This is a genomic window from Mesorhizobium sp. M7A.F.Ca.CA.002.04.1.1, assembly GCF_004022805.1.
In the GTDB taxonomy this organism is placed as follows: Bacteria; Pseudomonadota; Alphaproteobacteria; order Rhizobiales; family Rhizobiaceae; genus Mesorhizobium; species Mesorhizobium ciceri.
Map to the genome: position 1 here is coordinate 1 of NZ_RZPL01000076.1, position 12220 is coordinate 12220.

Below are 12220 nucleotides of genomic sequence, written 5' to 3' on the forward strand. Positions count from 1 at the left end.
GCTCATACGCGACCTCTTTGCGCGCGCTGAGTGGCTGGGCTGGCTGGCCGCCGGCATGGCCGCCATCGCCGTGCTGGCGCTTGTGGTGATCCTGATTCGCGAATTCCTGGCGATCGCCCGCCTCGCCGAGGTCGAAAAGCTGCAGAAGCGGGCGCTCGATGCGATCGCCCGCGACGATCCCAAGGCGGCACGATCGGTCGTCGACGAATTGTCGGCCTTTGTCTCGGCCAAACCCGAGACCGCGGCCGGCCGGCGCGAGCTGGCCGAATTGCGCGGCGAAATCATCGACGGCGGCAATCTCGTGCGCCTGGCGGAGGCTGAAATTCTCGGACCACTCGATGCCAGAGCGAAAGTGATGATTCTCGAAGCTGCCAAACGCGTCTCGCTGGTGACGGCGGTCAGTCCACGCGCACTGGTCGATGTTGCCTATGTCGTGTTCGAGGCCGGGCGGCTCATTCGGCGCCTGTCGGAACTCTATGGCGGACGGCCGGGAACGCTGGGTTTCTTCCGCCTGGCGCGCAGCGTTCTGGCGCATCTGGCGGTAACCGGTTCGATCGCGGTCGGCGACAGTGTCGTCCAGCAGATCGTTGGCCACGGCCTGGCCGCGCGCCTTTCGGCCAAGCTTGGCGAGGGCGTCGTCAACGGCATGATGACGGCGCGCATCGGCATCGCCGCGATGGAGACGGCTCGACCCCTGCCCTTCAGCGCCGCCAAACGTCCCGGATTGGGCGACTTCCTCTCGGCGCTGACATCGTTCGCAACCAGGAAAGACGGTGCAACGACCCCCTCCGGCAAGTGAGCCGGGCTGGAGTGTCCGGGCATTCGGAATCGTTACCGGACTGCTCTGCGGCGGCCCCGCGGTGACGAAGCATTAACCAATCTTGTTCATGGTCAGACCGGTTCCAAACAGCATCTTTGTTGCCGGGTGTCGTCGATGAAAAGCGTAATTCTATCCAGCGTCCTGTCCCTGGCAACGGTGATTACGACAGTCGTCGGCATTGCCGGAGTGGCCTCTGCGGCGGAGCCGGACAAGCAGTTCTTCCAGTCTGCCGAAGGCAAGTGGATCGGTCCCGGCGAAATCGTCGCCGGCAAGTACAAGGGCACCAAGTTCAACTGCAGCTTCACCGGCTCGACGCCCGACGGCAAGGTCGGCATGTCGCTCGACGGCGGCTGCCGGGTCGGTATGTTCACCCAGCCAATGTCGGCCAAGATCGAGCGCAAGGGCCGCGAGGGCTACAAGGGCAGCTTCATGGGTGGCGCGACCGGTTCCGGCCTCGACATCATCGGCGGCAACGTCGTCGATCCCCGCAAGGTGGTCTTCACCATCAACCGCAACCAGCTGCGCGGCGTCATGCAGGCTCGCATCCCTGACGACAATTCGATGACGGTGACTATCGCCGTGCGCGTCAACGACCAATTGGTGCCGGTGATCGGCATGAGCCTGAAGCGGGTCGACGCGGTCGAAGTCGGTTCCATCGCGCCGAACTGAAATCGCGCCGAACTGAAAAATCCGAAGAAAAAGGCGGCGACCCAACGGTCACCGCCCTCTCACTTGAGCCCATCGAATCAGGCGCTTAGGCCTTGATCTCAAATCAGGGTGTCAGCCCTTGATCGCGGCCGTCACTTCGTCATAGGCCTTGCAGGCGTCGGCCAACGTCGTGGTGCCCTGATACTTGGTTGTCACCGCCTGGACCTTGGCGGTCAGATCAGCCGCCTTGGCCGGGTCCTTGGTGATCGCCTCCTGAAGTGCTGCAGCCATGTCCTGCGCCTTCTTGGTTGCGATCTCCGCCGTGCACTCAGGCGCCTTCGAGCAAGCCGAACCGGCAAGCACCGCCAGGCCGACGGCAACAAACAAAAACTTCTTCATGTCAGTCATCTCCTCAAAAAGGGCGCGACTTGATCGTCGATCACCCTCCAATGGCCGAAGCCGAGCGTCCTTAGCCTTCGATTGCGGCAAGATGCAACGTGTTCCCGGCCTCAACTTGTGTATCGCGCCTGCAACATCGCTGGCGGCAGGATTTGAGGCTACTGTGTCGGCGGCTGCAAAGTTCAGCTGCGAGGCTGCAGCAGCGCCAAGACGGCGGTCGATGCGGCAAGGATAGCAGTCAGAGTCAAAGGTCCAGTCGCGCCATAGGTGTCCACGACATAGCCGCCGACAACCGCGCCGATGGTGATGGCAATTTGGAAAGAGGTGACCATCAGGCTGCCCGCTGCCTCCAGCGCATCAGGCGCCGCGCGCGACATATTGGTCGGCAGCACCACCGGCGCCATGCCAAAGGCGAAACCCCACAGCGTAACGAAGCCGAAGGCAACGCCGATACGCGAGCCCCAAAGCACCAAAGTAAGTGCCGCAACCGCCATCAACGCCGCGGTGACTGCGAGGGCCATGTGGATGTTGGTGTCGGCCATGCGGCCGCCGGCAACATTACCGATCACGGCAGCGACGCCAAACCCGAGCAGAGCCAAGGCAATCGGTCCGGTTGTAAGGAGTGTCACCTGTTCGAGGAAGGGACGCACATAGACCGAGCCGGCAAAATGCCCCGTCATCAGCAAAAGGATAGCCAGCATCCCGAGTTGGATGCCGCGCCGCCGGGTCAGCCGAAATACATCTGCAAGGCTGTTGCTTGCCGTTGCGGGCAAGGTCGGCAGGCTGAGAAACTGCAGCAGCATGGCAAGCGCGGCCAGCCCCGCCGTCATGGCCATGGCACTGCGCCACCCTATCCAGTCACTGATCAACGCGCCCATCGACGGTGCGGCAATGGTTGCGAGCGAGACGCCCAGGGTGACGATCGCCATGCCCCGACCTGTCGCGCTGGCGCCAACCAGCCTCGCCACAACGGCGACCGAAAGTGCCCAGAAAGCGCTGAGAGCGATGCCCAGCCCGGCGCGGCCCAACAGCAACAGCCAGAAATCGGTCGCCAGCGCCGCCAGGACATTGGAACCGACCGCAAGAGCACTGAGACCAACCAGCACCGCCTTGCGGTTCAAGCGGCCGATGAGAACATTGCTCAACATGGCCGTCACGGCGCCGACGGAAGCGGTGGCGGTGACTACCTGTCCGGCCGTCCCCTCGCTGATGCCGAGATCGCGTGCCATTGGCGTCAGCAGACCTGCGGGCAGGAATTCGGCCGACACCAAGGCAAAGCTGGTGGCCGCCAATGAAATGACCGCGAACCAGGTGGCTGCGCTCCACGCGGCTGGTGCATCGGCATCAAGGCCAGTCGCGGCGTCTTCAAGCTGTAATGTTGTGTCAGTCACGGAAAGATCTCCAAAGTTTGGAGGTCTTAAATAGGCGAGTCCGCTCGGATGATATGTATCTTAGAATCCGAAATTCATATCCATTCGTCCGGGAATTGTGCGACGCACAACGCCCGGCGAGACATTGGTGATGCGCTTGAACGCGCGCGCGAAGGATGCCTCCGAATCATAGCCCAAACGGGTAGCGACTTCGGCAACCGACAAGCCGTTTTGGCCCAGCAATTCGCGGGCAAGCTGCATGCGCAGGCGGGCGAGATAGTGTGCGGCACCCTCCCCCAATACCGCACTGAAACGCTCGGCGAAAATCGAGCGCGATTGGCCTGCCACGCCGGCCAGGCTTCCCAGCGTCCAGTTGTGGCCGGGGTCGCGGTGCATGGCCGCCAAAGCGCGGCCTATATGGGGGTCGCGGATGGCTGCGAGCCAACCGGTGGTCGAGGCTCCATTGCAATTGACCCAGCAGCGTATGAGCCGGGCCGTCAGCAAGTCGGCCATACGCGACAGAATCGTGGCGCTGCCCATCTGCGGCTGCGAGGCCTCCACCGTCATGGCCGCCAGCAAAGGACCGACGACCGGGTCATTGCCGGCCACGTCGCAACCCTTGATGACAGGCGGCATCAACGTGATCAATGGGTTGAGCGCATAGGAGTCCAAGGCCATGGAGCCGCAGAAAAGGGTGCTCGTCGCGCCCGTTCCTTGCCGTACCACTTCGCAGACGTTGCCCCCCAACTTGATCACCTGGCAACCTTCGAGCGAGCCCCCTGCAACGTCCGGCGCGCTCGCCAGCCGATGGGCGATGCCTTGCGGCAGCAGCACCAGATCGCCATCGCGCAGCTCCTGCCAACCTTGCGATTCAGTATGAATCCAGCATGGGCCCTGGCCGACAAAGTGAAACCGAAGCAGCTGTTGTTGCGGAAAGTCTATGCTCCATGGGTGCCGGAGTTCGCAGCGGCCATAGTTGACACCACTCAAGCGAAAGTCTTGCAGAACTTCGCTGAGCGCATCCATCGGGATATGTGGCGGCGAGGACGGCCGGGACGAATGGTCAAACATATACGCAATATAGATGCCGAACGTCCGGCAGGCAAGCGGGGACCGTTGTTCCACCAGGTCAATCACTGCAACGGCACCCTACCCTTTCCGGCAGATTTCTCGCCTTGCCTCCCGCTCCAACTGCATGCAAGGAGTGCTGCAAGACACAGGGACAAGAGGCATGGCGGCGGAAGCATCGGGCAGTGATCTGGTTCAGGTGGTGGCGCTGCTTGCTGCCGGTGTCGTCGCCGTTCCCATCTTCAAGCGCATGGGCCTCGGCTCGATCCTCGGCTATCTGGCTGCCGGCGTGGTGATCGGCCCGTTCGGCCTCGGCGTCTTTTCCGAATCGGAAGCCATTCTTCATGTCGCCGAACTCGGCGTGGTGATGTTCCTGTTCATCATCGGGCTGGAAATGCAGCCATCGCGGCTCTGGGGCCTGCGCCGCGAGATCTTTGGCCTCGGTGCGTTGCAGGTCGGCGTCTGCGCGCTCCTGCTGACCGGGGTCGGCATGGCTGGAGGGTTTCCAATCGCGCAATCCTTCGTCGCCGGCGCCGGGTTCGTGCTGACCTCGACAGCGATCGTCATGCAGCTTCTCGAGGAACGCGGCGAAATCGCCGCGCCGAAAGGCCAGCGCATCGTATCGGTCCTGCTGCTCGAGGATCTTGCCATCGTGCCGCTGCTGGCCCTGATCGCGTTTCTGGCGCCCGGCGGTGCCGACACCAGCCTATCGGAGCGGCTGACCGAGGTCGGCATCGGCCTCGCCGCGATCGTCGGCCTGGTTGTGGCCGGCCGTTATCTGCTCAATCCGTTCTTCCGCATCCTGGCGGATGCCCGTGCCCGCGAGGTGATGACGGCGGCGGCACTTCTGGTCGTTCTCGGATCCGCGCTCGCCATGCAGCTCAGCGGCCTGTCGATGGCGATGGGCGCCTTCCTGGCCGGTGTGCTTTTGTCCGAATCGACCTTCCGCCATCAGCTCGAAGCCGATATCGAACCGTTCCGCGGCATCCTGCTCGGTCTGTTCTTTCTCGCGGTGGGCATGTCGCTCGACCTGCATGTGGTCGCGGCGAACTGGCGGCTGATTGCCATCTATGTCGTCGCCTACATGGTGATGAAGGCATTCGGCATCTACATCGTCGCCCGTATCCTGAAAACCAGCCACCGCGAGGCGCTTGAGCGCGCGGTCTTCATGGCGCAAGGCGGTGAGTTCGCCTTTGTCCTTTATTCGGCGGCCGCGGCGGTCGGCATCATCGACGGCAACGCCAATGCGACGCTGACGGCGATCGTCATCATCTCCATGGTGCTGACGCCGCTGGCCATCATCGCCTTGCGCTATCTGACGCCGCGCGACGAGCAGTCGCTCGACGGCGTCGACGTCGCCGATGGCCTGACCGGCAGCGTGCTGATCATCGGCTTCGGCCGCTTCGGCCAGATCGCCAGCCAGCCGCTGCTGCTGCGCGGCATCGACGTCTCGATCATCGACAATGACGTCGAAATGATCCAGGCGGCGGCCGATTTCGGCTTCAAGGTCTACTATGGCGACGGCACGCGGCTGGACATCCTGCATGCCGCCGGTGCCGGCCGGGCGCGCGCCGTGCTGATCTGCGTCGACAAGGCCGATGTGGCTGTTCGCATCGCCCAGCTGATCAAGGCCGAATTCCCACTGCTCACCGTGCTGGCCCGCGCATTCGACCGTGGAACGGCGCTGCAGCTCATACGTGCCGGCGTCGACTACCAACTGCGCGAAACCTTCGAATCCGCACTTGTTTTCGGCGGCTCGGCCCTGGAATCTCTGGGCGTCGATCCCGAAGACGTGGCTGAAACGATCGAAGATGTCAGGCGCCGCGACACCGACCGCTTCGAAACCCAGCTCGCCGAAGGCATTCGCGCCGGACAGCGCTTCCTGAGAGGCAATATCGGCACGCCGATTCCGACACCGCTCTCGACGCCGCGCCGGCCTGGTCAGGCACTCAACGAAGAGACCGCGGGTGTGCTGCACAAATCCGAACCCGCCGATTGAGCAAGGAATCAGGTATGGAATTGGACAGCAGAGCCCTGTCGGTCACCAAATTCTGGCGCGATGCCGGCGAGGATGCCTGGTTCGAGAAGAACGAAGCATTCGATGCCGAGTTCCGCGACCGCTTTCTCGACCTGCACTACGCCGCCGCGCGGCGTGAATGCGACGACTGGCTGGAACATACCGAAGGCGCGCTGGCGCTGATGATCCTGCTCGACCAGTTTCCGCGGAACTGCTTTCGCGGCACCGGCCATATGTACGCGACCGATCCGCTCGCCAGATATTTCGCAGAGAAGGCGATCGCGGCTGGTCATGACCTGGCACTCGAGGAAGAACTCCGCGTTTTCCTCTACCTGCCCTATGAGCATTCGGAGCTACTGGCCGACCAGGATATTTCGGTCGAGCTGACGCAGGCCAGGGCCGAGCCCTATCTGAAGTATGCTGTCGAACATCGTGATATCATTGAGCAATTCGGCCGTTTTCCGCATCGAAACAGGATGCTTGGGCGCGAAACCACCTCGCAGGAGCAGACGTTCCTGGATGGTGGCGGCTTCTCGGGCTAAAGTTCGGCCGTCGCTTTGCCCAGAAATCAGGCCAGCCACCAATCCCGGCCGGACGACAATCGCTCGATGCCTGAGGTATCGACGGCGACCAGGCGGTCGGTGATGCTGCGACCGCTGACAACCAGGCCGGGCGCGATCTCGGCCAGCGGCGCCAGCACGAAGGCGCGCTCCAGCATGCGCGGATGCGGCACCTCCAGCCCGGTCTCGTGGATGACGCGGTCGCCGAACACCAGAATGTCGATGTCGATCAGCCGCGGCCCCCACCGCTCCTCGCGCACCCGCTTCAGCTTGCGCTCCGCATCGAGGCAGAGGTCGAGCAAGGCACGCGGTGCAAGCACGGTGGAAATTTCGGCGGCCGCATTGAGAAAATCCGGCTGATCGAGCTTGCCCCAGGGCGGTGTGCGATAAAGCGAGGAGACGCCGGTGACACGCGTATCCGCGTCGGCATCCAGCATGCGCAGCGCCGCGCTCATGGATTTCGCCGGATCGCCAAGATTGCCGCCAAGGCTGAGATAAACGGTACTATTCGGGCCAGACAACGGTCACCTCGACATAATCGAGCACGCCGGGCACTGGTGCGTTCGGCTTGCGCACCGTGATCTCGGCTTTCTTTATCTGCGGAAAACGCGCCGTCAGCGCACGGGCCACTTCGAGCGCCAGCGACTCGATCAGAAAACGGCGCTGCCCGGTGATGATCTTTTCAATGACGCTGAATGCAACGCCGTAGTGGACTGTATCCTCGATCGAATCTTCGGCAAGCGCCCGGCCTGGATCAACGGTCAGAACGGCATCGACATAGAAGCGCTGGCCGAGCCGTTCCTCCTCGTCCAGCACGCCGTGCCGGGCAAAGAAAGCGCAGTTCTTCATGCGGATGACATACATCGATCAGTTTCTCGCCCGGTCGGTTTGACGCGCCAGCATAGCATCGGCGAGCGCCAATGCGTCCACGTTGAATGCGACATCGTGGACGCGAAACAGATCGGCGCCCTGGAGCCTCAAAATGACGCTGGTCGCCGCTGTTCCGACCCCTCTGTCGGCGGCATCACGGCCGGTGACCGTGCCGATGAAGCGTTTTCGCGACGTGCCGGCCATCAGCGGCAGGCCGAGTGCATGCAATTCCGAAAAGCGTGCCATCAGGTCGAGATTTTCCTCCGCCGTCTCCTTGGCGAATCCGAAACCGGGATCGAGCACGATGTGATCATCGGCGATGCCGTTCTGGCGGGCGATTTCCAGCGACCTTCGCAGGAATGCCAACTGATCGGCAATCGCGTCCGGCAGCTTCTGGCGATCCCGCCCGGTATGCATGATGACAAGCCCGGCGCCGGTATCGGCGGCGACACGAGCAATATCGGGCTCGCGCTGCAAACCCCAGACATCGTTGACGATATGCGCGCCGGCGGCGACCGCCAGCCGCGCCGTGTCGGCGCGATAGGTATCGACCGAAATCAGCACCTCGTTCACGCCCGCCAGCGCTTCGATCACCGGCAGGATGCGGGCCTGTTCCTGGCTGGCCGATACCGCGGCAGCACCTGGGCGCGTCGATTCTCCCCCGACATCGACAACCAGTGCCCCTTCCCCGATCATGCGGCGCGCCTGGGCCAGCGCCTTTTCAGGAGCGTCGAACTGGCCGCCGTCGGAAAAGCTGTCGGGCGTGACATTGAGGATGCCGACGACCACGGCCTTGCCGCCAAGGTCGAGATGGCGTCCATGCGCCAATTGCCATCGCCTGGCCGTCATTGCTCATCGACCATGGAGTTCATCAATCATGTGTGATCCCTGGCGGATCAATTTCATTGCGCCGGCAACGGCCGTAAAGCAAGGTGGTCGAAGAGGCAACATGATGAAACGATCCATGCTTGGCATGAAAAAACAGTCCTTGGGCGTGAAACAATCCTTGGCTTGCGCGCTGCTGCTCGCCATAACGCCGCACCCGGCGGCGGCGGCCAATCTCGTCAAGACGTACAGCTATTTCGCCATTGGCGGCAGCACCCTCGACGACATCGAGGCACAACTCTCCAAACGCGGCCCGGAGGTGAAAAGCACCGGCACGCGGCACCCGGGCGCCACGCAAATGGCCTTCACCACCCGTATCAGCTATGCGCAGACACCGAGTTCCTGCCGGATTGCCGACGCGGTGGTGACCGTCAAGGTGAAGGTGATCCTTCCCGAGTGGCGCCGGCCGCGCAAGGCCGATGCCGATGTCAGGCTGTTCTGGGATACGCTGTCGGCCGACATCAAGCGCCATGAGGAGCGCCATGTCGAAATCGCCAAGAACCATGGCGGCGAACTCGAAGAGGCCTTGAAGGCCACCTACCCGCAAAAGAACTGCAACGCCGCCAAGGCCAAGGCGGCCGCGATCACCGCGGCTGTTCTGGCCAGGCACGACCGCGCCCAGCTTCAGTTCGACCGCGTCGAAAGCGTCAATTTCGAAAGCCGCATCTTGCGGCTGCTGCGCTACCGCATGGAGCGCATCGGCAACGGACGACTGCCGCCGGCCTGAACGCACCCGAACTGAAAGCCAATTCACCGAAACGTAGTGCCAGATTCGAAAAACTTTCGAGCCGCCGTCGAAACCGGCCTATATGGGACGACATATATCAGGCTCGCCAGACGAGCTTAAAACACCAATGCGATCCAAACGGTCATGAAGCCGGAGCGGCTGAACAGCGCCGGTCAAATCGCAAGCTTATGGATGAACGATCATGGACCAGGCTGTCGATGAGAAAACGATGGCGGAAACCGGCACGCCGATAACAGAGCGCGAAAAGAACGCCATCATCGGCGGCGTGCTGTTGTCGATGCTGTTGGCGGCACTCGATCAGACCATTGTCGCGCCGGCCATGCCGACCATCGGGCATGCGCTCGGAAACGCACACTATCTGCCATGGATCGTCACCGGTTATCTCCTGACCGCTACAGCCGTGGCTCCGCTCTACGGCAAGATTTCCGACGTCTACGGCCGCCGGCCGACCGTCTATGCCGCGATCCTGATCTTTTTGGCGGGATCGCTGGTCAGCGCGATGGCCCCCAACATGTTTGTGCTGGTTGTCGGGCGGGCGATCCAGGGCGCCGGTGGCGGCGGCTTGTTCGCTTTGACGCAGACCGTCGTCGGCGATCTCGTGCCGCCGCGCGAGCGGGCACGCTATGCCGCCTGGTTCTCCGGCACATGGGCTGTCGCCAGCATTGCCGGTCCGTTGCTCGGCGGCACTTTCGCAGAGCACCTGCACTGGTCACTGATCTTCTGGATCAACATTCCGCTTGGTTTTCTTGCGATGGCGATCATCAACAAGCCGCTCAAGAAACTGCCCATTGCCGCAAAGCGCCATCGCATCGACGGCCTGGGCGCGCTGCTTCTGATAATTGCCACGGCGCTGCTGCTGCTCGCCTTGAACTGGGGCGGCAGCGCCTATCCCTGGACTTCGCTTGAAGTCATCGGCGTTCTCTGCGGTTCGGCGATTTTCTGGAGCGCTTTTGCCTTGCGGCTCATGCGCGCCGCCGAGCCGCTCATCTCACTCGAAGTGCTTGGCAATCCAATCGTTCTGGCGGGCACGCTTTCGATGTTCCTGCTTCAGGCCGCAAGCGTCGGCATGGCTGTGTACCTGCCCGTCTATCTTCAGGCGGTGCTCGGCTTGTCGGCAGCGGAGTCGGGCATCGCGATGCTTGGGCTTCTGCTGGGGACCGTCGGCGGCGCGGCATTCAGCGGGCGTATGATCCCGCATTTCACCCACTACAAGCGCATTGCGATGGTGGGCGTCGTCTTCAGCATGCTGTGCCTCTGCCTGCTGGCCGTCGTCGCAGGATATGCAACGCTGCTGGAGGTCGAGGTCTTGACGATTTGCATCGGGTTTGGAACCGGAACGACGTTTCCGGTCACCACCGTGTCGGTCCAGAACGCCGTCGATCGCGTGCATCTCGGCGTCGCGACGGGCGTGCTGACATTCCTGCGTTCGCTTGGCAGTGCGCTTGGGGTCGCCATGCTCGGCGCGGTCGCTCTGGGCTACGGCTTGCCGCTTGCCGGTGAAGGCGTGCGGATCGCTGGCCATAGCGCGACGATCGAGCCGTTCGTGATGATCTTTGCCGTCGCCGCCGCTACATTGCTGCTGGGGCTGATCACGCTGACGCTGATGCCCGAAAAGGAGCTTCGCGGCTACGCCGACAATGCGGCGCCGATGCTGGCCGAGTAAAGTTCAGCCGGAGACGCCGAGCTTCTTCTGCAGGCTGGTCGATGAGGTCGTGTACTGGAAAACGATGCGCTCGCCGGGGCTGATGATGCGCTTGGCGGCCTGCGCCATCAGCGCCACTTCGTGGAAACCCGACAGGATCAGCTTCAGCTTGCCCGGATACCAGTTGATATCGCCGACCGCGAAGATGCCGGGCACCGATGTCTGGAATTTTTCGGTATCGACCGGAATGAGGTTCTCGTGAAGGTTGAGACCCCACTCCGCGATCGGTCCGAGCTTCATGGTCAGGCCGAAGAACGGCAGCATGCGCGTGCAAGGCACCTCGACGTCGCCATCCGGTCCCTTGATGGTGGCCGATGACAACTGGCCGTCGGCACCGGTCAATCCGGTCACCTGGCCGACCTGGAATTCGAGCTGCTTCATCTCCTGCATGGCATACATCTTGTTGACGCTGTCGGGAGCGGCGCGGAACTCAGGCCGCCGGTGCACCAGCGTCACGCTCTTTGCCACCGGCTGCAGGTTCAGCGTCCAGTCGAGCGCCGAGTCGCCGCCGCCGACAATGACGAGGTCGTGGCCGCGAAAATCCTCCATCCGGCGCACCGAATAGAAGACGCTCTTGCCTTCATAGGGCTCGATGCCGGGGATCGGCGGACGCTTGGGCTGGAAGTAGCCGCCGCCGGCGGCAATCACCACCACCTTGGCCTCGAACACCTCGTTTTCGTCGGTGGTGACGCGAAAACTGCCGTCCTCCAGTTTTTCCAGGCTGGAAACCATTCGGTTGTAGCTGAAATCGGGCTTGAACGGCGCGATCTGCTCGAGCAATTTGTCGACCAGCCCCTGCGCCGAGATCGAAGGCCAGCCTGGAATGTCGTAGATCGGCTTTTCCGGATAAAGTTCCGCGCATTGGCCGCCCGGCCGATCGAGAATGTCGATCAGGTGGCACTTCATGTCGAACAGGCCGAGCTCGAACACGGCAAACAGGCCGACCGGCCCTGCCCCGACAATAAGCACGTCTGTCCTGGTGATGTCGGTCATGCCTGTGCCTCGCTGCGCATGACCCCGAAAATCGGAACGATTTTCGGAAAGGATCATGCGCAAATAAAAGTGCTACAGCGTCCGTTGCGCGTCCAAGAGGACGCGCGGCGCTGTGGTGAAACAGCAGGACACTGCATGAC

General features: G+C 62.6%; 13 protein-coding genes. 6 read left to right on the forward strand and 7 right to left on the reverse strand.

Annotated elements, in window-relative coordinates; all coding sequences use genetic code 11:
- On the forward strand, positions 1-799 hold a 799-nt coding region (locus tag ENZ75_RS06415; protein ID WP_128277974.1), incomplete at its 5' end, for a TIGR01620 family protein.
- 135 nt (positions 800-934) lie between these two features.
- The gene (locus ENZ75_RS06420; protein ID WP_024503535.1) at positions 935-1489 is read left to right on the forward strand and encodes a hypothetical protein; all 555 of its coding nucleotides are present in this window, start codon (positions 935-937) and stop codon (positions 1487-1489) included.
- 111 nt (positions 1490-1600) lie between these two features.
- Here ENZ75_RS06420 and ENZ75_RS06425 read toward each other — a convergent pair whose 3' ends face one another.
- The 3 genes from ENZ75_RS06425 to ENZ75_RS06435 form a co-directional block, all read right to left on the reverse strand.
- The gene (locus tag ENZ75_RS06425; protein ID WP_024503536.1) at positions 1601-1867 is read right to left on the reverse strand and encodes a hypothetical protein; all 267 of its coding nucleotides are present in this window, start codon (positions 1865-1867) and stop codon (positions 1601-1603) included.
- A 182-nt stretch (positions 1868-2049) separates the two neighbouring features.
- Positions 2050-3258: an MFS transporter gene (locus ENZ75_RS06430; protein WP_063167920.1), complete on the reverse strand. Its 1209-nt coding sequence runs from the start codon at positions 3256-3258 to the stop codon at positions 2050-2052.
- A 60-nt stretch (positions 3259-3318) separates the two neighbouring features.
- The gene (locus tag ENZ75_RS06435; RefSeq protein WP_063170228.1) at positions 3319-4308 is read right to left on the reverse strand and encodes an AraC family transcriptional regulator; all 990 of its coding nucleotides are present in this window, start codon (positions 4306-4308) and stop codon (positions 3319-3321) included.
- Positions 4309-4468: 160 nt separating this feature from the next.
- Here ENZ75_RS06435 and ENZ75_RS06440 point away from each other — a divergent pair, with 160 nt between their 5' ends.
- Together ENZ75_RS06440 and ENZ75_RS06445 are read left to right on the forward strand one after the other, a co-directional pair.
- Complete coding sequence (locus tag ENZ75_RS06440; protein WP_013531870.1) at positions 4469-6304, forward strand: monovalent cation:proton antiporter-2 (CPA2) family protein; 1836 nt, start codon at positions 4469-4471, stop codon at positions 6302-6304.
- 14 nt (positions 6305-6318) lie between these two features.
- Entirely contained in the window at positions 6319-6864 is a 546-nt protein-coding gene (locus ENZ75_RS06445) for a DUF924 family protein (RefSeq protein WP_063167919.1), read from the forward strand.
- A 26-nt stretch (positions 6865-6890) separates the two neighbouring features.
- Here the strand turns inward: ENZ75_RS06445 and folK are convergent, their stop codons facing one another.
- From folK to folP, 3 genes are read right to left on the reverse strand one after another with little or no spacing between them, the layout of a single operon-like run.
- Positions 6891-7403: a 2-amino-4-hydroxy-6-hydroxymethyldihydropteridine diphosphokinase gene (gene folK, locus ENZ75_RS06450; protein WP_013531872.1), complete on the reverse strand. Its 513-nt coding sequence runs from the start codon at positions 7401-7403 to the stop codon at positions 6891-6893.
- Complete coding sequence (gene folB, locus ENZ75_RS06455) at positions 7387-7746, reverse strand: dihydroneopterin aldolase (protein WP_013531873.1); 360 nt, start codon at positions 7744-7746, stop codon at positions 7387-7389. The genes folK and folB overlap by 17 nt, the downstream gene beginning before the upstream one ends.
- A 3-nt stretch (positions 7747-7749) precedes the next feature.
- Positions 7750-8601 carry a dihydropteroate synthase gene (folP, locus tag ENZ75_RS06460; protein WP_063167918.1) on the reverse strand — a complete coding sequence of 284 codons (852 nt, stop codon included), beginning with the start codon at positions 8599-8601 and terminating at the stop codon, positions 7750-7752.
- 103 nt (positions 8602-8704) lie between these two features.
- On the opposite strand from folP, the gene ENZ75_RS06465 reads away from it, so the two are divergent.
- Both ENZ75_RS06465 and ENZ75_RS06470 read left to right on the forward strand, forming a co-directional pair.
- Positions 8705-9364: a DUF922 domain-containing protein gene (locus ENZ75_RS06465; protein WP_063170227.1), complete on the forward strand. Its 660-nt coding sequence runs from the start codon at positions 8705-8707 to the stop codon at positions 9362-9364.
- A 202-nt stretch (positions 9365-9566) separates the two neighbouring features.
- Entirely contained in the window at positions 9567-11048 is a 1482-nt protein-coding gene (locus ENZ75_RS06470) for an MDR family MFS transporter (protein ID WP_063167917.1), read from the forward strand.
- Positions 11049-11051: 3 nt separating this feature from the next.
- Here the strand turns inward: ENZ75_RS06470 and ENZ75_RS06475 are convergent, their stop codons facing one another.
- The gene (locus ENZ75_RS06475) at positions 11052-12080 is read right to left on the reverse strand and encodes an NAD(P)/FAD-dependent oxidoreductase (RefSeq protein WP_063167916.1); all 1029 of its coding nucleotides are present in this window, start codon (positions 12078-12080) and stop codon (positions 11052-11054) included.
- Positions 12081-12220 lie beyond the last annotated feature (140 nt).